Below are 23,863 nucleotides of genomic sequence, written 5' to 3' on the forward strand. Positions count from 1 at the left end.
TAAGTATTATATCATTGAAAATGAAAGATAATTTTTGAGATATCATCGTGTGATTAAATTTTAATCAGCACCTTTTTTGTCTTCCGATTGTGCAAAGCAAAAAAACCGCGCTTGAAATTTGCGCAGCCTGCGAGGCATGGCGCCAATCACGCCTCTCCCGAATTCGGGGAAAACGGCGCGGATGTGCGCACGGAAAAGCCGCTGACATAGCCTGCGATATCGGCGGGATCGAACACGAAACCGTCCACGAAACGGTCTTCCTCTTCCTGCCCTTCGATGCGGATATCGGCATCATCAGGTGCATTGCCGTCACCCAGCGCCGCCCGATAAATATCCGGCCGGTAGGCGGACAGGGCAGCTTCCACACCCGCTTCAGAAAATTCCGTCTGCCCCCAACGGATCATCTGGCTGTAAATCCACAATGCCTGGCTCTGGCGTGGATAATTGGCATGGCCGCCATGGAAGATGAAATAATTGTCGATGACCCGGCGGTTGCCCTGACTGTCGATGTTAAACTCCCCGGCAAGCACATGGCGAATGATGCTTTCCGGCGCGCCGATATAATGGGGATCGGCCAGCGCCCTGCTCAGCTCGTCGTGATTGTCCGCAAGGTCGCACCAGCGAGCGGCGGCATCCAACGCCGTCAACAGCCGACCGACCGTGTCCTGCTGGCTTTCCGCCCAATCGGGCCGCATGCCGATCACCTTTTCCGGCGCGGAAGGCCATAAATCCTGCTTGGCGGCGACGATACGGCCGACACCGCGCTCGGCGGCGACGATGTTCCAAGGCGCGCCGACGCAGAAACCGTCGATAGCCCCTGCGGCCAACGCGTCCGACGTCAATGGCGGCGGCACCACCACAAGCTTGACGTCGTGATCAGGGTGAATGCCGCCGGCGGCGAGCCAATAGCGAAATTCGTAATTATGCGATGAAAACGGATAGGTCATGCCCAGTGTCGGCGGCGGTTCGCCGCGCGCCCGCATATCATCGAGCACCCGCTTCAACGCCTCGGCATTTTCGAGTGCTCCCGCCATTTCGGAAAGCCCTGTCAAAGCCTTCATCCGGGCAAACAGGCGGGTCGAAAGCGTGATCGCATTGCCGCCGCGTCCGAGCGAAAAAGGCGTGATCGTCGGCGATGGGTTGGAGCCGAGCCCGAGCATGGAGGCGACAGGCATCGGCGACAGCATATGGGCGATATCAAATTGCCGGAACGCCAGTCGATCGCGCACATTCGCCCAGGAGACATCTTTGACGAGATCGAGCGAAAGTCCTTCGCGTTCGGCAAAACCGAATTCGGCAGCGGCGATCAGCACTGATGCATCGACAAGCGGGATAAAGCCGGCACGCAGGATTTTTTGCCGGTCGCTGCCGACGATTGCCGGCGCGCCTGGGGCTTTCGTTACTCCGCTGTCTGATCCGGCCGTTCTTTCCGGTGCCGCCATATCATGCACTCCTTGACTGTCCGACCGGCGGTTCGTCACATCAACAAACCGGCCGCGGTGACCACGCTTTGCGCGATCTCGGAAATCTTCTTTTTCTCGTTCATCGCCGTCTGGCGCAAAAGCGCAAAGGCCTCCTCTTCGGAAAGACCACGCATCTTCATCAGGATACCCTTGGCGCGCTCGATGACCTTGCGTTCCTCAAGCGCCGACTTGGCGTCGGCAAGTTCCCGTTGCAGGCGGCTGAAAGCATTAAAGCGGCTGACCGCCATATCGAGAATGGGCTTGACCCGCTCTTTCTTCAGCCCGTCGACGACATAGGCGGAAACACCCGCCTCGACGGCGGCCTCAATGGAGGCGGTGTCCGAACGATCGACAAACATGGCGATGGGGCGGCCGACCGTGCGGGTGAGCTGGAACAGATGCTCCATCATGTCACGATTGGGATTTTCCAGATCGATGAAGATGACATCGGGCTGCAGCGTCTCGATGGTGCGCGCCACCCCGTTCACCTCGTGGATGACCGTGACGCGGTGATATCCGGCCTCCCGCAGCCCCTCCTCGATGATGGAGGCGCGGATCGCGTTTTCGTCTATAACGAGAATGGTCAGGTCGCGAAGCGTCATGTCAGCATTGATGACGCAGCGCAGCAAACTTGGCAATCGGCTGCGGATGCAAAAAATGGATGGAGCGGCAAGGGCCGTTTTTTTCCCCTGCCGCCCATCATGTCACGATGCGTGTTCTACGGCGCGTTCAAGCGCCTTCAAAACCGTTCGTTCGGAAAGATTGAGATAAATTTCCATCTCGTCGCCAGCCTCTCCAGCTTTTCCCTCTTCCATCAGCGACAGTATCTTGCTGTTCATGTCCACAAAGGGGGAATGAAGCTGTTCGGGATCTTTCAAAAGCCCGAAACAAAGCCTGAGTTCAGCGGCGATGCGCTCGTAAAAATCGCTGAGACGGGCGCTGTCGAGGAGATCGACGACGGCAGCATGAAACTTCATGTTGGCGCTGCCCACGCCCAGCCAGTCGGCATCGTCACGCTTGACCTTGGCATCCTCGACCGCCGCGCGCATGGTCCGGATAGCCGGATGCTTGTGCCAGGCCTGACGCAGCGCGCCGCATTCCACCATGCGTCGCACCCGATAAATATCGATCACCGAGGACATGGTGGGAACGGCGACGAACACGCCGCGATTTGCCTCATGGCGCAGAAGCCCGTCCTTGGTCAGAAGCCGGAAGGCTTCGCGCAGCGAATTGCGAGAGACGTCGAAACGTTCACTGAAAGCTGCCTCTGAAAGGCGCTGCCCCGGCATCAACTCGCCAGAGATCAGCAGGGTGCGGATACCCTTGGCCAATCGATCCGCAAGCGGCAGACCCTCTATCGTTTCCGTCATGACGCTCCTTTCCTTAAGAGCAATGCAGCATCGGGAATTCCGTGACAGGCATCTTCGGACACGGCATGATTGCCCATAGCACAAAGCATTAGCAAAGCACGAAAAAAACGTGATGAATTCATGCGCATAACGTCCAACAAATAGACAGAATAAGAGAACGATTATTATTTATTGTTGAACAATATTGACAATTTCGCGGAACAGGACAAGATCGGCCGCATAAAGCATCCGCGAGGGGCGGATTGCGACAGGAGCGGAGAAAATCCATGGAGCAAAAAAAGCTCACCCCGACTGCCGATATGAAAATGTCTAAACGCGCGTCCCTGATGGGAGCGATCTTCCTGATGGCGACATCCGCCATCGGTCCCGGCTTCATCACCCAGACGGCGACATTCACCACTCAACTCGGCGCAGCCTTCGCCTTCGGCATTCTTGCCTCCATCGTCATCGACTTCGTCGTCCAGCTGAATATCTGGCGTATCGTGACGCTGACGCGCATGCGCGCATCCGATATTGCGAATGCCGCCATTCCCGGCGCCGGCTATCTGCTCGCCATTCTCGTCATCATCGGCGGCCTGTTCTTCAATATCGGTAATATCGGCGGCACCGGCCTTGGCCTGAACGCCATTTTCGGGCTGGACCCGAAAATCGGCGGCGCCATCAGCGCGATATTTTCCATCGCCATCTTCGTTTCCAAGCGGGCAGGTCTCGCTATTGACCGGTTCATCATTTTCGCCGGCATTCTGATGATAGTGCTGACGCTGTATGTGGCCTTCGTCTCCGCTCCGCCGGTGGGCGACGCCTTCCGCCAGACCTTCCTGCCGGATACGATCAATTTCGCAACCATCACCACCATCGTCGGCGGCACCGTTGGCGGCTACATCACCTATTCCGGCGCACACCGCCTGCTGGACCGGGGCATGGTAGGCATTGAAAACCTGCCTGCCGTCAACCGCGCCGCTTTGACCGGCATCGCCGTCACCGGCATCATGCGTTACGTGCTGTTTCTCGCCATTCTCGGCGTTGTCGCCAGCGGCGTCATCATCGATACGTCGGGCCAGGCCGCCAACCCCGCCGCGCAGGCCTTCCGTTCGGCTGCCGGCGATCTCGGCTTCCGCCTCTTCGGCATCATCTTCTGGGCGGCGGCCATTACCAGCGTCATCGGCGCAGCCTATACCTCCGTTTCATTCCTGCCCGTCTTCAAGCAGGATATGAGCGAGCGTGCCCGCAATATGGCGACGGTCATTTTCATCGCAGTCTCGCTCGTCTGCTACCTGCTGATCACCACCCCGCCCGCCGCCATGCTGGTCTTCGTCGGCGGCCTCAACGGCCTCATCCTGCCGATCGGCCTCAGCATCTTCCTGTTTGCGGCATGGAAACGCGAAGACCTGATGGGTGGCTACCGCTATCCGCGCATCCTGCTGTTGCTCGGCGTTCTGACTTGCGCATTGACCTGGTACATGGGCTACAAGTCCGCTGGCACCATCTTCGGCCTGCTTGGCCTGTAATAAACAAAGGGAGGCAAACATGGCCGCTATCGATCTCAACAGCGATCTTGGCGAAAGTTACGGTGCGTGGAGCATGGGGGACGATGAGGCGATGCTCGCCATCGTTTCCAGCGCCAACATCGCCTGCGGATTTCACGCCGGCGACCCGGCCGGCATTTACCGCACCGTCAAGGCCGCCGCCGAAAAGGGCGTGATCGTCGGCGCCCATGTCTCCTATCCGGACCGCGTCGGCTTCGGCCGCCGCGATCTTGACGTGACCTCGGAAGAGCTCATTGCCGATGTCATCTACCAGATCGGCGCGCTGAAGGGCGTTGCCGCCGCTGCCGGAACCACCGTGCGATACGTCAAGCCACATGGCGCGCTTTACAACCGCATCGCCAACGACACAAAACAGGGGCAGGCGGTTATCGACGGCATCAAGGCGGTCGATGCCTCGCTGGTGCTGATGGGCCTTGCCAACGCGCCCATCCTCGATCTCGCCCGCAAGTCCGGTCTTGCCGTCGTTGCCGAAGCCTTTGCGGATCGTGCCTATACGCCTCAGGGCCAGCTCGTTTCCCGCCGGGAAGCCGGTGCCGTCCTGCATGATGCGGCAAAGATCGCCGACCGTATGGTGCAGCTCGCCCGCGAAGGCACGCTGGAGGCAATCGATGGCAGCATCATAAAAATCGAGGCGCAATCCATCTGCGTGCATGGCGACAGCCCCGGCGCGGTTGCCATCGCCCAGGAAATCCGCCGCCGTTTCGAGGCTGATGGCATCGACATCCGCTCCTTCGCATCCAATCGCTGAAAGGGTAGCCGATGACGATACCGACATCCTATCTCAACCACACGGACGCGGAGACCGCGCGAAAGGCCCGCGCCATCTATCGCGACGGCCTCGTCGCCCCAACCTCTGGCATCGCACCCGGCTTCACGCAGGCGAACATGATCGTGCTGCCGCGCGACTGGGCTTTCGATTTCCTGCTTTATGCGCAGCGCAATCCCAAACCCTGCCCGGTGCTTGATGTCTCCGATCCCGGCTCGCCCACCACGCTTCTGGCTCCCGGCGCCGATCTCAGGACAGACCTTCCGCTCTACCGCATCTGGCGGGACGGCAAGCTTGCCGAGGAAACGGCTGATGCCACTGCCGCCTGGGCGGAGCGCGATGATCTCGTCGCCTTCCTGATCGGCTGCAGCTTCACCTTCGAAACGCCGATGGTCGAAGCGGGTATCGAAATCCGCCACATGACCGACAAGAGCAACGTTCCGATGTATCTCACCAACCGGCCCTGCCGTCCGGCCGGTCGGCTGAAGGGCAATATGGTCGTTTCCATGCGACCGATCCCGGCGTCGCGTGTCGCCGATGCGGCAACCATTTCGGGACGTTTTCCGGCGGTGCATGGCGCGCCCGTGCATGTTGGCGCGCCGGAAGAGATCGGCATCATCGATCTTGCCAAACCCGACTTCGGTGATGCGGTGCGGATCGAGCCGGGCGAGGTCCCGGTCTTCTGGGCATGTGGTGTGACCCCTCAGGCCGCGGTCATGGCGTCCGGTGTACCTTTTGCGATTACCCATGCGCCGGGGCACATGTTCATCACCGATATTCCCGACACCGCCTATCACGCGTGAGGATATGATGCGTTTTCTCCCCGTCAGCCTCACCACCATTCTTGTTGAACTTGCCGATCTCGATGAAACGCTGGCGCTTTTCGCCTCGCTTCAGAGTGATCCGGTCGAGGGCATCGAAGAGACGGTGCCTGCGGCCCGCACGTTGATGATCCGTTTCCGCCCCGAAAAGATCGGCGCGGAGATGCTGGCCGCGCAGCTCGCAAGCCGCGATCTCTCGGCGAAAATTGCACCTTCGGACAATCTCGTCGAAATCCCCGTCCATTATAATGGCGAAGACCTCGCCGATGTTGCCGAACTGACCGGCATGAGCGTCGAGGAGGTCATCCGCCGCCATACCGAAAGCGAATTCACCGTGGCCTTCTGCGGCTTCGCTCCCGGCTTCGGTTATCTGGTCGGCGGCGATCCGGCCCTGCATGTGCCGCGCCGTCAAAGCCCGCGCACCCGCATTCCGGCGGGTTCGGTAGCACTGGCTGGAGCCTTCAGCGGCGTCTATCCGCAAAACAGCCCCGGCGGCTGGCAGATCATCGGCACGACGCCGGTGAAAATGTGGGATATTGACCGCGATCCCGGCGCACTTTTCCAGCCCGGCTATCGGGTGCGTTTCTTCGACGTGAACAAGGCCGGCAAGACGGTCAATATTCCAGTCTCGGCACCGCGTAGTTCCCAAAAAGAACCGACAAGGGACGACCCACATTTCGAGGTACTCGCCGCACCCATGCCGGCCATTTTCCAGGATCTCGGCCGCTTCGGCCAGACCGGGCAGGGTGTATCGGCTTCAGGCGCCTTGGATCGCGGTGCGTTCAACGCCGCAAACCGCATCGTCGGCAATCCGGTTAATACGCCGTGCCTTGAACTGACGCTCGGCGGTTTTTCCTTCAGGAGTTCGAGCCGCACTGTCATCGGCATTGCCGGTGCGCCCTGCCCCGTCACCATTAACACCGCGGATGGCAGCTTCGCGGCAACGACCGATGGCCCGGTATCCCTCGAACCCGGCGATGTCGTGACTTTCGGCCAGCCGCCGAAGGGCATGCGCTGTTATCTTGCGGTACGCGGCGGCTTTGATGTTGAGCCGGTACTTGGCAGTTTCGCGACGGACACGCTGGCTGTCGTCGGTCCCGAGCCGGTGGGCGCTGGCGCCGTCCTTTCGCTCAAGGGTGAGAAGTCCGGCCTTTCCAGTGTATCGATCAACGAGGTTCCAGCCTTCGAACCGCCGGCAACCGGTGAAGTCGTGACACTGGACGTCGTTCTCGGCCCCCGCACCGACTGGTTCACGCAGAAGGGTATCGAGACGCTGACCGGCCAGCTCTGGCAGGTCACACCGCAGTCGAACCGCGTCGGCATCCGCCTCGCCGGCGAAGTGCCGGTGGAACGCAAGGACAGCGCCGAACTGCCGAGCGAAGGCACGGCGACGGGGGCGATCCAGATACCGCATAGCGGCCAGCCGGTTCTCTTCCTTGCCGATCACCCGCTGACCGGCGGTTATCCCGTCATCGGCGCGGTGGCGGAATATCATCTCGATCTTGCCGGGCAGATCCCCGTCAACGCCAAAATCAAATTCCGCCCGATCGGCCCATTCGCCGAAATCGCGGCCAAGAACACATAATTCCGAGGAGAAGAGCGATGAAAAAAGTGCTGATTGCCAATCGCGGCGAGATCGCGGTGCGCATCATCCGCGCATGTCGCGATTATGGCCTGCAATCGGTCGCCGTTTATGCCGATCCCGATCAGGATGCGCTTTTCGTCCGGCTGGCGGATGAAGCCTATGCGCTGGAAGGCGTGCGCCCGGCCGAGACCTATCTCGATATCACCAAGCTGATCGCGATTGCCAAACGTGCCGGCGCGGATGCCGTGCATCCCGGCTACGGCTTCCTGTCCGAGCGTGCTGAATTCGCGCAGGCCGTGCTTGATGCCGGCTTGATCTGGATCGGCCCGAACCCGCAGGTTATCGAAGCATTGGGCGACAAGGTCGAGGCGAGGCGCATCGCCACTGGCGTAGGAGCACCGCTGGTTGCGGGCAGTGACGGCCCGGTCTCTTCCGCCGCCGAAGTCACCGCCTTTGCCGAAGAACACGGCCTGCCCGTCGCCATCAAGGCAGCGCATGGCGGCGGTGGTCGCGGCCTGAAGGTTGCGTGGAAGATGGAAGAGATCGCCGATCTCTACGAATCCGCCGTGCGCGAGGCGACAGCCGCTTTCGGCCGCGGCGAGTGCTTCCTCGAACGTTTCCTTGACCGGCCGCGCCATATCGAGGCGCAGGTTCTCGCCGACAAGCACGGCAATGTGCTGGTACTCGGCACCCGCGACTGCTCGCTGCAGCGCCGGAACCAGAAACTGATCGAAGAAGCCCCTGCCCCCTTCCTGTCCGCCGAACAGCGTCAGAAAATCCACGCGGCCGCCAAGGCGATCTGCGCCGCTGCAGGTTATTCCGGCGCCGGCACCGTCGAATTCCTTCTCGGCGTCGACGGCACGATTTCTTTCCTCGAGGTCAATACGCGCCTGCAGGTGGAACATCCGGTTACCGAGGAAACCACAGGCATCGATCTCGTCATCGAACAGTTCCGCATTGCCGAAGGCCACAAGCTACGGGTGCTCGAAACGCCGGAACCGCGTGGCCACTCCATGGAGTTCCGCATCAATGCCGAAGATCCCGGCCGGGGTTTCCTGCCCACACCCGGCTCGATCTCGGTTTTCGACGCACCTTCAGGTCCCGGGATTCGTGTGGATAGCGGTGTCGTCAGCGGCTCCAGCGTGCCTGGCGTATTCGACTCGCTGATGGCGAAGCTGATCGTCACCGGTGCCGACCGCGATCAGGTCCTGCGTCGCGCCCGCCGCGCGCTGAAGGAGTTCCGCATCGAAGGCATCGCCACGGTGCTGCCATTTCATCGCGCCGCGATCGAAACCGAAGACTTCATCGGCACGGATGGGTTCAAGGTTCATACCCGCTGGATCGAGACCGATTTCGCCGCCATGCCGGATGCGATGGAACGACCGGCACAGGCCGACGACCCTTCCGTTACTCGCACTTTTCTGGAAATCGACGGCAAGCGCGTATCGGTTGGCCTGCCCAGCCTGCTGCTTTCCAGTCTCGGTGCCGTTAGCGGCAGCAGCGCGGCTGTTCCGGACACCGCCGCCACCAAGGAAAAGGAAGGTGAAATCCTCGCCCCGGTTTCCGGCACCTTGCAGTCCTTCAAGGTGGAAGACGGCGACACGGTTTCGCAAGGCGATCTTCTGGCCGTGATGGAAGCCATGAAGATGGAGACGCAGATTGTCGCCCCCAAGGCCGGTAAAGTCCGTCTGATCGTCAAGGAAGGCGACTATCTGCAGGCGGGTGCCACCCTTATCGACATAGCCGGCTAATATACGGCCGGGCCATCGGCCTCACAATTGCAGATCGCGCATCGCCGGCGGCGGAACCCTTTCGCCGCCGGGCCGTTTATGGCGCGACCTGCTAACCATCGTGAGGGAAATATGGCCGGACGCACCTTGCTTCAGTTCTTCCATTGGTATTATCCGGACGGAGGGAAATTATGGAGCGAGGTGGCGGAAAAGGCCGAAAGCCTTGCGAAAATGGGTATCACCGACGTTTGGCTGCCGCCCGCCTACAAGGGCGCCGCCGGCGGTTATTCGGTGGGTTATGACACCTACGATCTCTTTGATCTCGGCGAATTTGACCAGAAGGGCACCGTCGCCACCAAATATGGTGATCGCGCCGCCCTTGAACATGCGGGCAAGACGCTGAAGGAGAATGGCATCCGTGTCATTCACGATGTCGTTCTCAATCACAAGATGGGTGCCGACGAGAAGGAAAAGGTACGGGTTCGCCGCGTCAATCCCGAAGACCGCACCGAAATAGACGATGAAGACTTTCAGGCGCTTGCCTATACACGCTTCACCTTTCCCGGCCGCAACGGCAAACATTCCAAATTCATCTGGGACCTGAAGTGCTTCAGCGGTGTCGACCATATCGAGGAGCCGACCGAAGACGGCATTTTCCGCCTCGTCAACGAATATGGCGATGGGGAATGGAATGAGGAAGTCGATCAGGAAAACGGCAATTTCGACTATCTGATGGGCGCGGATGTCGAGTTCAGAAACCGGGCGGTTTACGAGGAACTCAAATATTGGGGCCGCTGGCTCTCCGAGCAGGTACAGGTTGATGGCTTTCGTCTGGACGCCGCAAAACACATCCCGGCCTGGTTCTTCCGCGATTGGGTCGGCCATATGCGCGAAACGGTCGATCCGGATCTGTTCGTCGTGGCGGAATATTGGCACCCCGATCTCGAGGCGCTGAAAAGCTATCTTGAGCTGGTCGACAAGCAGCTCATGCTTTTCGACGTCGCCCTTCATCACCGCTTTCACGACGCCTCGAAACAGGGTGGTGATTTCGACATGCGCAGCATCTTCGACGGCTCGCTTGTCTCCGCCGTTCCCGACCATGCCGTCACGCTCGTCGATAATCACGACACGCAGCCGCTGCAATCGCTGGAAGCACCGGTGGAACCCTGGTTCAAGCCGCTGGCTTACGCTATCATTCTACTGCGCGAAGAGGGCGTGCCCTGCGTCTTTTATCCGGATCTGTTCGGCACTGGTTATACCGACACCGGCAATGACGGCAACGAACACGAGATCATCATTCCCGCCATCGAATGCCTGCCGGCGCTTATCGAGGCCCGAAGCCGTTTCGCCAACGGAGCCCAGACGGATATTTTCGACGACCCGAGCTGCATTGCCTTTATTCGCAACGGTACCGCCGATGCGCCGGGCTGCGTGGTGGTGATGTCGAATGGCGAGCCGGCGGAAAAGCAGATCGATCTCGGTCCCGATCACGCCGGGGCGGTCTGGCGCGACTTTCTGGGGCACCGGGAAGAACATATTACCCTTGATGAGAGCGGCAAGGGCGTCTTTCCCACCAATGGCGGCAGCGTCAGCGTTTGGGTTCCAGCCGAATCCGAGTGAGGACAATCGTCCCATCCCGAAACTTCTGCTCACTCGGCGGACACGAGACGGCGCGGACCCGCGCCGTCATCGGCCAGAACATCATTCGGATTGCGTAACGGACAATCATCCAGCGAAAGGCATCCGCAACCGATACAGCCGGTCAGCTGATCGCGCAGCATGATCAGGTTGTTGATGCGAAGCTGGAGCATTTCCCGCCAGGATTGGGAGAACCTGCGCCAATCGGCCGTCGTCGCCACCCGATCCTGCGGCAGATCGGCCATCGCGTCCCTGATAGTGCTGAGCTGTATCCCGGCGCGCTGCGCGATGCGGATGATGGCGATGCGTCTCAGAACAGCACGATGATAACGACGCTGGTTACCGGCGGTGCGCCAGCCCTCGATCAATCCTTTCGTTTCATAAAAATGGATTGTGGAGACGGCGATGCCGCTGCGACGGGCAACCTCACCGACCGTCAGACTGTGTTTGAATACGGTATTTTCCATTCTGGCTCCTGCTTCCGGCACGATTTCCGCTCGGAAAACGCGGAAACACAGTGAAGAGCAGCCGGTATAATTCCTCAACCATAGTTGAGGTCAATAGACGAACGTTCAAAAAAAGAGGCGCCCAAGGGCGCCTCTGAATCTCTGTGACTGTGTCCAGATCAGAACTTGGCTGTCATGCTGATCCAGAAACGGCGGCCTTCCATGACGGTGTTGAAATCATCGGTGCCGACATCCTTGTCGAAGACATTGTAGATGGCGGCATTGAGGTCGACATTTTCGGCGACCGCATATTTCGCCCCGATGTCCAGCGTGGTGTAGGCGTCATATTTGCGACCGGCCTTGCCATTGATCGTCACCGGCGTGCCGTTCGTGCCGATGCGCGGGCCGGCATTGATTTCCGATCCGTGGTAATTCAGCGAGGCCCAGGCTTCCAGACCATCGATCGGGGTCACCCAGTCGCCGCGCAGATTGGCCATATGTTCAGGTGTCCGTGCTAGCGGGAAACCTTCATAGTCACCAGTCTTCTGTTCGGAATGCGTATAGGTATAGTTGCCGCGTAGCGTCAGTTCCGGCGTCGCATACCAGGTCGCCGTCAGCTCCACACCCTGAATGACCGCATCGTCGATGTTGTAGTTATACCAGAGACGATAGTTGCGGTCTTCGCTCCAGCGGGCCGGCGTCCCATCCGGATTAAGCACCAGCGCGTTGGAGATCTTGTCCTTGAAATCGGTGTAGAAATAGGTGGCCCCGAGAGCGACGTCGCCATTGTCCCAAAGGGCGGCGACTTCATAGCTCGTGCTCTTTTCCGCTTCGAGGTTGGGATCACCGATGATCACGCCGCAGGTGCCGCTCGGACCATAGCTGCAGCCGCCGCCGCCCGTCGTATAAGCATAACCCGGCGCGATCTGGCGGATTTCCGGGGCGCGGAAACCGGTGGAAATGCCGCCCTTGATGGTCAGATCTTCGGTTGCACTCCAGACGCCATAAAGGCGCGGGCTGAAATGATTGCCATACTTCTCGTGATTATCGAGACGAAGACCGCCCGTCAGCGCGAAATTATCGACAATGCGCCATTCATCCTCGAGGAAGAGCGCCCATTGCGTCGCCGAAAATGTCTCGTCGCGACCGGTGCGGCGTCCCGGGTTCTGGTCCGTCAGCCGCGCCTCGAAATATTGTCCGCCTGTGACCAGCGTGTGGTTGCCGAACAATTCGAAGGGCGTGGTGAACTTGCCGTCGAGAACGGTGTTGCGCACCTGCGGCGAGCGCGGGTTTTCGGTCACGAGGCCCGTGCGGATATTTCTGGTGAAGTTGGTGCGCTCCGCCCATTCCTGCTGGAACGAGAATTCGGATGTGGTCGGCCCCCAGCGGCCGGTATGCGACAGGGACCAGTGGTCACGCGTATTAGTGTTGTAGGTGCCGTTGGCATCCGTCGCTGCGAGCGTCTCGCCGGGTTCGGCGTCGCGACGCAGCCGCGTCTTGCCACCTTCGAGATAGATGTCATGATCTTCATTCGGCGTGAATGTCAGGCGGCCGTTGAAATCATATTCCTTGGCGCCCGTGGTGCCGTTCAGAATACGGTCTTCGCCGCGCGTGAAGCCCCTGCCCCAGACCTGCAGGCCGAGCTGGTCCTTCAGGATCGGTCCGTTTGCATACCAGGAGACCTGGCCGCTATTACCGAACTTGGAATGTTGCTGAACCGTGCCTTCGGTGGTGACCGAGCCGGACCAGACATCGCCAACCTTACGGGTGATGATGTTGATGACGCCGCCCATGGCATCCGAACCGTAAAGCGAGGACATCGGCCCACGCACCACTTCGATGCGTTCGATCGCCGATACCGGCGGCACGAAACTCTGTTCGAAGCCGGAATTGCCGTTGGTTCGGGCATCGCGTGTGCTCTGCCGCTTGCCGTCAACCAGAACCAGCGTGTAGGCGCCGGGCAATCCGCGAATGAAAATATCCTTTTCATTGGCAATGCCGGTGACGGACACGCCCTGAACTTCGCGCAGGGCATCGGTCAGATCGCGATAGGAGCCCTTTTCCAGATCTTCCCGCGTGACAACCGTTATGCTGGCCGGAGCATCCTTCACATTCTGCTCGAAGCCGGATGCGGTGACCACAATCTGCTGAAGAACCGTGGTTCCCTCGGACGCCTGCTGCGCAAATGCCGGCAGAGCAAGGCTCAAAGCCGTGCCAGCCATTGCTGCAGAAACACCGGTCTTTATTATTGTCGCAGCTCTGTTCTGACCGCGGTACTTCAATTCCATGTTACGCCCCCGCATTTAACTTGAGAATTTAACCCCACTTATTTAGGAGGGGGTGCGGGCGCAACGCGTTTGTTTTCGAACAGTTCTAAATTCCAGAAATTGCAAAAAGGGCTCCCCGAATGAGCGGCGGAGTAAAAAAATCGCAAAATGACAACCGGCAAGAGAAAAGAAGAACCAGCCTCCACGACAAAACCCGACAGGCTTGGACAGCTGAAATTACTTGTCGCTTTTGATGCGTTGTTGCGGGAAGGCAGTGTCAGCCGCGCTGCTGCGGGCATGGGACTGCCGACATCTTCGATGAGCCGCATCCTGCAGCAGCTCCGGGAGAGATACGGAGACCAGCTTTTTTTGCGTACTGGCCAGGGCCTGCGCCCTACCCCCTTTGCGGAGAATATGCGGCTGCGCATTCGATCGCTGGCGGCGGAGGCCGAAAATCTGATCGACTATTCGCAGGACAGACCGGAGGCGCCGGCCGCCCTCGATAAAAGCGGTTGGGAACAGCCGGTATTGATGAAGGCGCCGCCGCTTTCGCTTCGCCCCAGCGTTCTTCTCGAAGGCCAGCCGACACCGGAAAATATTGCCGACCGCCTCGCCCGCATCGGACACAATTCCGATCCGCGGCACCGGCTTGCCAAATATATCGCGACCTCGGCAATGGGCATCGGCAACAGCCGGCCACTCGCCCAAGACGAGGCGATGGATGCGCTGTCGATCATTCTCGAGGGCGATGCCGATCCCATACAGATCGGCGCGCTGCTCGCCACCATGCATTATCGCGGTGTGACCGCAGCCGAACTTGCCGGTTTCATCGAGGCCATGTGGCAACATATCGAAAGAGATCGGCAGCAGCCGGCAGCGGCGGATCTCGACTGGCCGGCCTACATGTCGCCGAAACATCGCGATGCGCCGTGGTTCCTGCATTCCGCCCGTCTGGTTTCCATGGCGGGATACAGCGTTCTGTTGCACGGCCATGTGGGTCAGGGCGAAAATGGCGGCAAGCTTGAACTTGCCGCACAGGCCTGCGGCATTCCCCTTTGCCACTCGCTTTCGCAGGCGGCCGAAGCTACATCCTCAGAACGTATCGCCTATCTGCCGATCGGTGGCTTATCTCTACAATTTCAGAGCCTGCTCGGCCTGCATGGCATTCTGGAGATGCGCCTGCCGCTCAACACGGTCGTCCATCTTCTCAACCCGCTTCGCGCCCGAAGCACTATCATCGGCGTCGCCCGGCCATCCTATCAGGAACTTCACCGGGACACGGCGCGGCTGCTTTCGGTGGAAAACCTCGCCATTCTCGGCAATACGCGGGATTTTGCGCAATTTACCCCTTTTCGCACCACCCGGATTTTTGGCCTTGCAAAGGGCAGGGATGTGGAATTCCTCATTCCCGCCCGCGAGGCGCCGCCGGCCGAAATGCCGACCATGTTCACCACCTTCGAATATTGGCGGGCGGTCTGGACGGGGGCGGCGAGGGACGAAAGAGCCGAAACCATCATCATTTCCACCGCCGCTATCGCGCTGATGCTGGTCAATGATATGACCCTGCCCTTTGAGGAAGCCTATGCGCGCAGCCTTCGGCTCTGGAACGACAGGGCGCGTAATCTTGCCAATGGGTGATTAGCCGTCAGGCATTGCTGCCTGCTTTTTTCAGCGCCAGATATTCCCAGAGGGCGACGAGCAGGAGAATTCCCGTGCTTGCCAGCTGCAGCACAAAAAGCGGAATACCCGGCACCGGCAAAAACAGGCAGAGCGCCGCCACGCCGGCAAAATGCGAAACCGGCCGCTGATAGGCGGCGGCAATCTTGACGCCGATATTGCCGGACAGAAACAGGACGGGACCGCCGAGAATGGCGATCGCCTCCCGCATCGTTGCGCCCTCTCGCGCATGGGAAAGGCTGAAATCCTCACCTACTGCCGTCAGAATAATGCCGGCTACAATAGGCAAATGCCCGTAGTTAAAAAGATTATGGGCAATCTTCGCTTTTTCTTCGGCGTTCTCGGCTTTTCGCGAAGCCTCTTCCTGCCCATGATGGAAATAAATCCACCACATCGCCACGGTGCTGACGAAGGCCGAGCAGAAGACGATGAATGTCAGGCCCGAATTCATATATTCCGTGGCCGTGCGCCCGGTGGTGAGGATCGTTTCCCCAAGACAGATGATGACGAAGAGCGCACATCGCTCCGCCAGATGCTCGCCGGAAAGATGTAGCCTGTCCTCGTCGCTTGAGGCCAAGCCCGGTACGACATAACGGCAGGCGGGGCCGGCATATTCGATTGCAAGCGCGATGCCCCACAGGAGAATGCGATCCGCCAGATCGACAAGCCCGCCGGCCAGCCAGAACAGGCTTGATACCGCGAGCCAGATTGTCACGCGCACAAAGACCAGAAAGGACTGCCGGTCTTCGTCCTTGAAAGCAAATAGCGCAAAGAGGCTCCGCCCCACCTGCATCACGCTGTAGATCAGGGCGAAGACTAGGCCCTGTTCCGCAAAAGCCTCCGGCAGCGCGATGGCGAGCAAAACGCCACCGAACATCAGGACAAACAGCAAAATCCTGACCGGTTCCTTTTCCGTGTTCAGCAGGTTTGTAATCCAGGTGGTGTGTATCCATAACCACCAAAGCGATAATATCAGGATGCCCGCTTCAAGCGCGGCCGTCGGCCCAAAATCCTTGGCGAGGGCGTGGGAGAGCTGGATCAGCGCGAAAACAAAGACCAGATCGAAGAACAGTTCGGGGAAACTGGCCTTTCCGGCATCCTGGCCCTCCTGCCTTATCCAGCTTTCCCCATCCGCCTTGCGTGAATAAGTCTCGCCCTTGGCTCTCATGCCATCCCCGTCAAATGTTGGTCGTCGCGATACGTCCGCTCACCAATGGCCTCACCGTTGGGAGAAAATCTCTTCGCCGCCCGCTTCGACCGGATTCAATTTTCGACCGGGAAACTCCAGCGACCGCGCACTGTCGGGATAAAAACGCGGCCCGACCAGACGAACCTTTTTTCCCGAAACATCGGTGATGTAGTTCGGGGCCAAGACCTTTGGCGGAAGTGTGGTGCTATCCGCCCTGGAAACCTCGAGCGTACTGACCTCAAGGGGTTGGGCAATTACTGGCGGCCCGGTCATGGTGGCGAACGCGGCTGCGAGAAAAAATGATCTTGGAAACATGGGACGCATCCTGGCACAATTGTTTGCGCCATAAACAGCCCTCGCCCGCTTTGGTTCCGCCCCTTTCAGGTGTCCTCATCAAGGTAGGAGCTATATTGGACATAGTCCGCGCTCGGTTGCCCGTCGATGATTTCGGGCGGTCGACCTTGGCCGCCGGGAAGATGGCCAGCGTTTTCGAGCTCCGCCCTTAGCAGCTTTTCAATGGCCCTGTCCCGGGGCAAAGCGTTGTCCGCCATATAGAGAGCGACGGCCAGTTCCATATCGTCCGGAAAATTCATCGGCTCAGCCATCCGTTTAAGCAATGAAGCGCAAACGCGGGACCTTGCGGAAAGTTCAACGTCGCCCGCCTCCACCCAAGTCCCATTGCCGCTGTGTGTGCATTCCCGTGGATTTCATCCCCGGTTTTCCAGCAGCCGGACATGCTTTTTATCCGGTGCTACATGCCCACTTTGAGGGGGTGATCGGTGCATATAGATTGCACTTTCTGCCCTTGTCGGCGCAATTCCGACGAAAAATATCCCTGACTCAAGCGATTGAAACCAATCATGGAAAAACGCAAACGAAAGCTAATTCGAAGTTAGTTTTCATTACCCTGCATTAACCATAGAAACCCCTTGGCTGCACTGTTTATGTCAGCAGCCTCATGCGAATCTCTTTTTCTTGCGGAAACGGCGTCAATGTAACTTCGGTCTGCTTTTTCCGCAAGCTGAGACCGTTTTCCAGGCTCTGTTAACTCAGCAGAGCATGCTCGCCTCCATAGCGTCCTTACGCCCTCTCAACTGCGCCAGAAGCATTGTCTGCATGTCGAAGCCGCCTTCCTGCGCCTTACGGGTCAGATTGCGCAGATACCCGCCCAGCGAACTTATCTGGTCGGCTTTCTGCAGAAGGCAGGCGAGGATGGCTGCCGTTCCCTGTCGGCCGAATGTAGCAAGCGCATCCTGATAGGCGGACTGGCTGATATTGAACATGGTCTTGATGACCGATGTCGCTACTTCCAGATCGCGCCAGCCTGTAACCGCTCCGCCTGGGGCATAGAGCGAGATGTCAGGGCAAGCCTTCAAAACCAAAACAATATCAGGAACAAAAAATTGCTTATGAAGCATAGGCTTTGGCGATGGTGGCGAAGGTTTTGCACTGACGGGCGCCGCATATGCTGGCTGGGCGCTTGCCGTGCTGGCGGGTGCAGCGGCTGCCGGCTCGTGCAAATCCCGCCGTTTAGATATGGATTCGGATTCTGAATTCTTTATGAGGCGCTCATTTTGGCAGTCATTGCCGCCCAAATTTTCTGATTTTTCAATATTTTCCAGATAGTTGGTCACTTCCGCACGCAAAGAAGCCAAAAAACCGGCGATTTCTTTGAGTTCTGCGGGTTTGGAATTGCGACCGAGAGAGCGGGCAATGGCGTTGTAACGTGTCTGAAACCCTTCGAAGGTTTCGACCCGACCGCTTGCAGCAATCATGTCGCAGAGTTTCTGGATATCGCGGCGGCAAAGGCTGATGCTTTCACGAAGCCGTTGAAGATCGAGCCGCTCGCTGACGATACGTTCGGCCAGTTCCTCAATTTCCGCTTTGCGGGCAAGAAGCGGTGCCAGCGAAAAACCGTAAGCCTCGCTGATTTCCCCTCCCCGGTGCTTGCGGGCGTATCGTTTTCCGTTCGGACTGTCCTTGCGAATGATGAGGCCGGCTTCGACGAGAGCCGAAAGATGCCGGCGCAATGTCTGTTCGGCCATGCCATGGGCACGGAGCGACAATTGCGCATTCGACGGGAAGACGACCAAACCGGCTTCGCTGGAAAGTTCGTTCTTGGGATAAAAACTCAAAAGCGCGTTCAGGACCGCAAGCGAGCGATCGGTCACGCCAAGCAATGGCCGGGCTTCACAGACCGAACGATAGAGTTTCCATTTATCGACCGCTTCGATCTTCTTGTTTTTCTGCGCGGCAAACTGAGTCGCGAGGACGCCAAACGACATCGCTCGCCGCCCAAAGGGCGTCGTTACACATGTGTTGTCCATGTCTTTCACCTTTCACAAGGCAAAAGAAAATCGCTCACCGAAAAATTCGATGCCAAGACTCTTGACTATGATTCGCGGAAATGAGATTCTTCGGGTGCTTAAATCAAAGAAAGGCTTCCGCGCGGCAACGTTCGGGGGCTTTTTTCTTTTGTGATGCGTCTCCTGTTAGTCGTTCGAGTTAAAACTCACTGCTTGGACCGGTATTCGGCAAACAGCGTTTGAAGATGTTCCAGAACGAACTCGGCAAATTCCGGTGCTTCGTTCTTGTCGATGGAGATATCCAGCTTGCGGTCGCTCTCGACCACCTTCGCCAGCCGGCCGCCGGTTTCGGACGACCAGACACCGGTTTTTTTTGCCTGCGCCTTGGGCTTCAGGAAATCCAGAAGCGACTTGAAACGGTCTTCCGATGGCAGGGCAGCAACCGAGGCATCCCTCACATAGGCACGGGCAGCTTCCTTGACCTGAGAAGAGGAAAGCTGATCGGCGAGGTCCATCCAGTTACGACGGCCGACAGTTGGGGCGGGGCCAATAAGATCGACAAGATCCTCCGGAATGCGGCCGACAACCGACAGCATGTTGGAGAGATCGCCCTTGTGCAGCGACATGGCGGCCATGATCGTATCCCGCGGAAACCGTATCTGCAGTTTCTGGGCAAAGCGCGCCTTTTCAATATAGGTGAGATCCCGACGCTCGTTGTTTTCCTGTCCCTGGGCAACGACGAGCTGCTCATCGCTGAGATCACGTACGACGGCGTTGACCGGAATACCGAGGCTGGAGACGGCGCGCAGGCGACGGTGACCAAAGGCGACCTGATAACGGCCGGGGAATTCGGGATGCGGGCGCACCAGAATGGGAACCTGCTGGCCCTGTTCACGAATGGCTTCAATCAGACCTGCATCCGCCTCTTCGGAGGCTGGCATGCGATCGGGTATGAAGGAAGGATCGATATCGGCAGGATTGAGCGAAACGATCGTGAGACCTTCTGCGAGCTGCCTTTCGATCTCTTCCGCACGCTTGGCGCGTTCCGATACCTCGCTGAGCGACTGGCCGATCATTCCCACCGGGGAATTCAGAACATCGGTCACGAGTTCCGGAGAGCCAAGAATGGGCCTGATGCGCGGACGCGACCGCTCGGATGCGGTCTCATTGCTGTCGGCGGCCGGAGTACCAAGATTGGCGAATATCTGTTTTCTGCTCATGCTGCCCTACCCCACGCTTTTTTAATCAGTCCTTCGATTTCAGCGTTTACGTTGTTCATGGCTTCCAGCGCACGGTCATAGGTGGACCGGGTAAACTGGGTTCTTTCCACTTCGAAAAGTGTCTGGTTGGTCAGTCCGGCATCCGAGACGGCCGTGCTCTTCAGCATCGGGTGGATGAGGACGTTTTCACCGAAAATCGAGCGCAGGAAGGCGACCATCTGGTTCTGCGGACCGTCACTCGGTTCAAAGCGGGTAATCAGATAACGCATCCAGTTATAGTCAGAACGTGCGCCCGCCCTGCCGATTTCAGCGAGAAGATCGCCGGTCATGGCAAGGAACTGGTTCATCGACATCACATCCAGCATTTGCGGATGTACGGTGACGAGAACGGATGTGGCTGCGGTCAGCGCCGAAAGCGTCAGATAACCAAGCTGCGGCGGGCAATCGATGACGACGACATCATAAAAGTTCTGCGCCTGGGCAATCGCCTGGCCGATACGGGCAAAGAACAGTGTATCGCCGGGCGCGCGACGCATCAGAGCGCGGGGCGTGTCGTGTTCGAATTCCATCAGTTCCAGATTGCCCGGAACAATATGGAGATTGGGAATGTAGGTGCCACGAACGATTTCAGCGATCGGCCGGCGTTCGTCATCATAACGGATGGCGCCATAGAGGGTTTCATTCGGACCGACATCGATCTCCGGCTGATGACCGAAGAGCGCGGACAGACTGGCCTGCGGATCGAGATCGATGGCGAGCACCCGGTAACCGCGCAGCGCCAGATATTGCGCCAGATGCGCAGACGTTGTGGTTTTTCCAGAACCGCCCTTGAAGTTCATGACGGCGATGACCTGCAACTCTTCACCATCACGGCGGTGTGGCAGATAACGACGTGTGCCGCGTGCGCCCTGATCAAGGAATTTTCTGATCTCGTCCATATCCTCAACCGAATAGGAACGGCGGCCGGAGGCCTGCGCTGCATCGAGTTCCGGGCGTTCGGCGGCGATCTGGCGAAGATAGGCCTCGCCAATACCGATCAGCCGCGCAGTTTCTGCCGGGGAGAAATGGCGCATGCTCTTTTCGGTGTGGGGAGAAAATGTATTTGCATTATGAGCCTGTAATTGGGCTGACAACGCAGCCGAATGCTGTTGTATAAGACTCGTCAGGTCGGGTGCTCCTGCGGCACGTCTTAGATCGGCACTCTGTGTCATCGGTCTTCTTTCGCTCGAAATTGCAGTAGCGGTTTTTTTCGAAAAAGGCGGTTTTTTCCGCAACTGAGATATAAGCGCCGATTCTCTTTTTGGTGCAATAGGCTTTTTTCTCAGGTGCGAAAGTGCCGCTAAGGCATTGTGGAAGAATCACTTTTGTTTTTGTGACAGTTTGACGGTTAGCCGCGGCTAACTTCGCCCTGACGATCAGACAGACGGGCGCGGATCGCGTCTTTTCACACAAGGAATGTATGCCCGCGCATAAGTTTGCCGCGGCTAACTTTTTGGTTTTGACACACGGCACATCCCATCATCCCGCGGCAAAAAGTGAAGGGTGGACATTCGCGGATGTTTAATCTCTACTCATTGACTAGAGTATCGTTGGGTTCGACGCCCGTCGTCTGGCTGTTCAAGCTGTCGCAGGTTGGAGGAATGAATGTCCTATGATGTCGCTCTCGTTGGGTCGGGGTTCTCGGCCATCTGTACCGCCGCTCATCTTTTATCGTCCCTACCGGCGGAAGCCTCGATCGCTATCGTGGGCGATGAATCGGATTTTGGGCGCGGCACCGCTTACCGTACCGAGCTTCCCTATCATCGGCTGAATGTGCCAGCCGGGAGAATGAGCGTCTTCCCTGACCGACCCAATGATTTTGTCGACTGGTTGACGGAAAATGGGATAGCGGAGAATCCTCTGCTGTTCGCCTCGCGCGGAGACTATGGTCTTTATCTCCGTGACCGGCTGGCAGGCTTGCTGAGGAGCAGGGAGCAACGGGCGCGGGTGGATTTCGTTCGGGCCAAGGCTTCGGCCTGTCGCCAGGATGGCAAGGGTGGATTTTCTTTTGCTCTGGAGAATGGCGAGCAGCTGCGCGCGCGGAATGTCGTGTTGTGTCTCGGTGTCGGCGCGGCGAGTTTGCCGGTGCAAACTGTCGCGAGGGAGGAAGAGGGGCCACAACGTATCATCGGCCACTGCTGGCAGCCGGGATGGTTGTCCAAAGTCAAGGCGGGGGATCGCATCTGTATTCTGGGTTCGGGTCTGACGATGATAGACCAGGTTCTGACCCTGCGGGGAAAAGGGCATCAAGGCCCGATCCATGTTCTATCCCGTCGCGGCCTGGCGCCGCATCCGCATGTCAGCCCGCCTGCTCCCCCGACGGAGCCAGATCTGCCCGATGGCTCGACGGAGATCAGCCGGTTGCTGCAGTCTTTACGCAAACAGGTCAGCGATGGCGCACCGTGGCGCACCGTCATGGATGGTTTGCGGCCGAAAACACAATTGCTTTGGCAACGCCTTACACCTGCGCAGCGCAGCCGGTTTCTTCGGCATGCCTTGCCCTGGTGGAATATCCATCGGCACCGCATCGCGCCTGAGGTTTCCGGTGCTTTCGAGAAGTTGCTTTCGGAAGGCATTCTGGAAATTCATGCCGGTTACCTTCGGTCCATAGAGGAACGGCAGGAGGGGATTGCCGTTCACTATCGCCGCAGGCATACGCAGATCTTGAAGGAGTTGCAGGTCGATTGGGTCATCAATTGCACGGGCATGGAGCGAGCAGGCATCGGTCATTCACGCCTTCTTGAGACCATGCGCGACGACGGTGTTATTTTGCTTGATCCCTTCGGGCTGGGGGTCGAAGTTGACGACCACTCCCATTTGCTGCGGACGGATGGACGAAGCTGGCCCGGTCTTTTTGCCGCGGGTGCGCTGACGGCGGGCCGGTTCTGGGAGATAACCGCTGTTCCGGATATTCGTGTGCAGGCGCAGAAGATTGCGCAGGAGATCACACACAGAGTGACCGCGAATGATCGGGTTACTGCGCAGGGCTGATGCGGCCAAAGAATCGGCTGTCGCGGGAGGTGCCGTTAGAAAAGACACTCTCGGCGTCTCTTTATTTTGATGTTAGCCGCGGCAAACTTTTTCTTTGAATAATATGCTGACTATTTATTGGAAGCGCGAATTCGCGGATTCGAGACGGCTGATGAATGCCGCGTGGGTTGTCTGTACGATAGCAAGCAAAGTTCTTTTGTGAAGTACCGCTTTTTGCCTTCAAGGCGCGCATTCCCGCAGTCAACTGGGGTAAAAGACCAAAGCCGTCTTTGCGGGGCAATATCCGGGATTGCTAAATAATTTACATAGCTTATGGAAGTTCATCATAAAAGAAGCTATAAATCCTGAAAATTTCCGAAATTATGAAAATAATTTGCGAGGGCCCATGCAAAAACAGAAACTGGTAAGGTATGAGACGGCGGACAGTCAGGCTGGCGGGCAGCGTCGGCCATTTGCCAAGGCCGTTCGCGCCGGTGATTTCGTTTATGTTTCGGGACAGGTGCCAACTGTTGATGGCGAGGTCGTGACCGGCGGGATTGTGGCGCAGACCGAGCAGGTTGTTGCGAATATCAGGGATGTTCTGGCGCTGGCGGATTGTACGCTTGCCGATGTGGTCAAGGTCAATGTCTGGCTGGATGATGCGCGGGATTTTTCGAGCTTCAACGCCGTTTTCCAGAAATATTTCATCGATCATCCACCCGCGCGCTCGACCGTGCAATCACCGCTAATGGTCGATGCCAAGGTGGAAATGGACGTTATCGCTTATAAGCCGCTGGTTTGAAGCCCAATTTGCCTATTTTTGAGAGTA

At 58.3% G+C, this 23,863-nt stretch carries 20 protein-coding genes; 9 read left to right on the forward strand and 11 right to left on the reverse strand.

Going from position 1 to position 23,863, the window contains the following annotated elements; all coding sequences use genetic code 11:
* Window positions 1–146: 146 nt before the first annotated feature.
* The 3 genes from WDZ78_RS03845 to WDZ78_RS03855 all read right to left on the reverse strand — a co-directional run bounded on the left by WDZ78_RS03845 (window position 147) and on the right by WDZ78_RS03855 (window position 2,833).
* Window positions 147–1,442 carry a CmpA/NrtA family ABC transporter substrate-binding protein gene (locus WDZ78_RS03845; protein WP_425672362.1) on the reverse strand — a complete coding sequence of 432 codons (1,296 nt, stop codon included), beginning with the start codon at window positions 1,440–1,442 and terminating at the stop codon, window positions 147–149.
* 35 nt (window positions 1,443–1,477) lie between these two features.
* The gene (locus WDZ78_RS03850; protein ID WP_034500932.1) at window positions 1,478–2,065 is read right to left on the reverse strand and encodes an ANTAR domain-containing response regulator; all 588 of its coding nucleotides are present in this window, start codon (window positions 2,063–2,065) and stop codon (window positions 1,478–1,480) included.
* Window positions 2,066–2,167: 102 nt separating this feature from the next.
* Window positions 2,168–2,833: a GntR family transcriptional regulator gene (locus tag WDZ78_RS03855; protein ID WP_020009214.1), complete on the reverse strand. Its 666-nt coding sequence runs from the start codon at window positions 2,831–2,833 to the stop codon at window positions 2,168–2,170.
* A 266-nt stretch (window positions 2,834–3,099) separates the two neighbouring features.
* On the opposite strand from WDZ78_RS03855, the gene WDZ78_RS03860 reads away from it, so the two are divergent.
* From WDZ78_RS03860 to amyA, 6 genes are all read left to right on the forward strand, one after another.
* On the forward strand, window positions 3,100–4,341 hold the full coding sequence (locus tag WDZ78_RS03860; RefSeq protein WP_425672363.1) for an NRAMP family divalent metal transporter: 1,242 nt from the start codon (window positions 3,100–3,102) through the stop codon (window positions 4,339–4,341).
* Between the two features lie 19 nt (window positions 4,342–4,360).
* Window positions 4,361–5,128 (forward strand): LamB/YcsF family protein, encoded by a 768-nt coding sequence (locus WDZ78_RS03865; RefSeq protein WP_425672364.1) that lies wholly within the window; start codon window positions 4,361–4,363, stop codon window positions 5,126–5,128.
* Between the two features lie 11 nt (window positions 5,129–5,139).
* Complete coding sequence (locus WDZ78_RS03870; RefSeq protein WP_425672365.1) at window positions 5,140–5,949, forward strand: putative hydro-lyase; 810 nt, start codon at window positions 5,140–5,142, stop codon at window positions 5,947–5,949.
* A 7-nt stretch (window positions 5,950–5,956) separates the two neighbouring features.
* Window positions 5,957–7,552: a 5-oxoprolinase/urea amidolyase family protein gene (locus WDZ78_RS03875; RefSeq protein ID WP_425672395.1), complete on the forward strand. Its 1,596-nt coding sequence runs from the start codon at window positions 5,957–5,959 to the stop codon at window positions 7,550–7,552.
* 17 nt (window positions 7,553–7,569) lie between these two features.
* Window positions 7,570–9,303, forward strand: a complete 1,734-nt coding sequence (locus WDZ78_RS03880; RefSeq protein WP_425672366.1) for an acetyl/propionyl/methylcrotonyl-CoA carboxylase subunit alpha — start codon at window positions 7,570–7,572, stop codon at window positions 9,301–9,303.
* A gap of 111 nt (window positions 9,304–9,414) precedes the next feature.
* Window positions 9,415–10,902 carry an alpha-amylase gene (gene amyA / locus WDZ78_RS03885; protein ID WP_425672367.1) on the forward strand — a complete coding sequence of 496 codons (1,488 nt, stop codon included), beginning with the start codon at window positions 9,415–9,417 and terminating at the stop codon, window positions 10,900–10,902.
* A gap of 29 nt (window positions 10,903–10,931) precedes the next feature.
* Here amyA and soxR read toward each other — a convergent pair whose 3' ends face one another.
* Together soxR and WDZ78_RS03895 are read right to left on the reverse strand one after the other, a co-directional pair.
* On the reverse strand, window positions 10,932–11,387 hold the full coding sequence (gene soxR, locus WDZ78_RS03890; RefSeq protein ID WP_425672368.1) for a redox-sensitive transcriptional activator SoxR: 456 nt from the start codon (window positions 11,385–11,387) through the stop codon (window positions 10,932–10,934).
* Between the two features lie 158 nt (window positions 11,388–11,545).
* Entirely contained in the window at window positions 11,546–13,654 is a 2,109-nt protein-coding gene (locus WDZ78_RS03895; protein ID WP_425672369.1) for a TonB-dependent receptor domain-containing protein, read from the reverse strand.
* 147 nt (window positions 13,655–13,801) lie between these two features.
* On the opposite strand from WDZ78_RS03895, the gene WDZ78_RS03900 reads away from it, so the two are divergent.
* Window positions 13,802–15,271: a glycosyl transferase family protein gene (locus tag WDZ78_RS03900; protein WP_425672370.1), complete on the forward strand. Its 1,470-nt coding sequence runs from the start codon at window positions 13,802–13,804 to the stop codon at window positions 15,269–15,271.
* 7 nt (window positions 15,272–15,278) lie between these two features.
* Here WDZ78_RS03900 and WDZ78_RS03905 read toward each other — a convergent pair whose 3' ends face one another.
* The 6 genes from WDZ78_RS03905 to repA form a co-directional block, all read right to left on the reverse strand.
* The gene (locus tag WDZ78_RS03905) at window positions 15,279–16,478 is read right to left on the reverse strand and encodes a low temperature requirement protein A (RefSeq protein ID WP_425672371.1); all 1,200 of its coding nucleotides are present in this window, start codon (window positions 16,476–16,478) and stop codon (window positions 15,279–15,281) included.
* Window positions 16,479–16,529: 51 nt separating this feature from the next.
* Complete coding sequence (locus WDZ78_RS03910; RefSeq protein ID WP_026363406.1) at window positions 16,530–16,814, reverse strand: hypothetical protein; 285 nt, start codon at window positions 16,812–16,814, stop codon at window positions 16,530–16,532.
* A gap of 65 nt (window positions 16,815–16,879) precedes the next feature.
* The gene (locus tag WDZ78_RS03915) at window positions 16,880–17,092 is read right to left on the reverse strand and encodes a hypothetical protein (protein WP_026363407.1); all 213 of its coding nucleotides are present in this window, start codon (window positions 17,090–17,092) and stop codon (window positions 16,880–16,882) included.
* Between the two features lie 456 nt (window positions 17,093–17,548).
* Window positions 17,549–18,826 (reverse strand): plasmid replication protein RepC, encoded by a 1,278-nt coding sequence (gene repC, locus WDZ78_RS03920; RefSeq protein WP_425672396.1) that lies wholly within the window; start codon window positions 18,824–18,826, stop codon window positions 17,549–17,551.
* Between the two features lie 185 nt (window positions 18,827–19,011).
* Entirely contained in the window at window positions 19,012–20,025 is a 1,014-nt protein-coding gene (gene repB / locus WDZ78_RS03925) for a plasmid partitioning protein RepB (RefSeq protein ID WP_425672372.1), read from the reverse strand.
* The gene (repA, locus tag WDZ78_RS03930; RefSeq protein WP_026363408.1) at window positions 20,022–21,236 is read right to left on the reverse strand and encodes a plasmid partitioning protein RepA; all 1,215 of its coding nucleotides are present in this window, start codon (window positions 21,234–21,236) and stop codon (window positions 20,022–20,024) included. The genes repB and repA overlap by 4 nt, the downstream gene beginning before the upstream one ends.
* 433 nt (window positions 21,237–21,669) lie before the next feature.
* Here repA and WDZ78_RS03935 point away from each other — a divergent pair, with 433 nt between their 5' ends.
* Window positions 21,670–23,055: an FAD/NAD(P)-binding protein gene (locus WDZ78_RS03935; RefSeq protein ID WP_425672373.1), complete on the forward strand. Its 1,386-nt coding sequence runs from the start codon at window positions 21,670–21,672 to the stop codon at window positions 23,053–23,055.
* A 385-nt stretch (window positions 23,056–23,440) separates the two neighbouring features.
* Window positions 23,441–23,836 carry a RidA family protein gene (locus WDZ78_RS03940; RefSeq protein ID WP_425672374.1) on the forward strand — a complete coding sequence of 132 codons (396 nt, stop codon included), beginning with the start codon at window positions 23,441–23,443 and terminating at the stop codon, window positions 23,834–23,836.
* Window positions 23,837–23,863 lie beyond the last annotated feature (27 nt).

Source organism: Agrobacterium sp. M50-1, assembly GCF_049843495.1.
GTDB classification, from domain to species: domain Bacteria; phylum Pseudomonadota; class Alphaproteobacteria; order Rhizobiales; family Rhizobiaceae; genus Agrobacterium; species Agrobacterium radiobacter.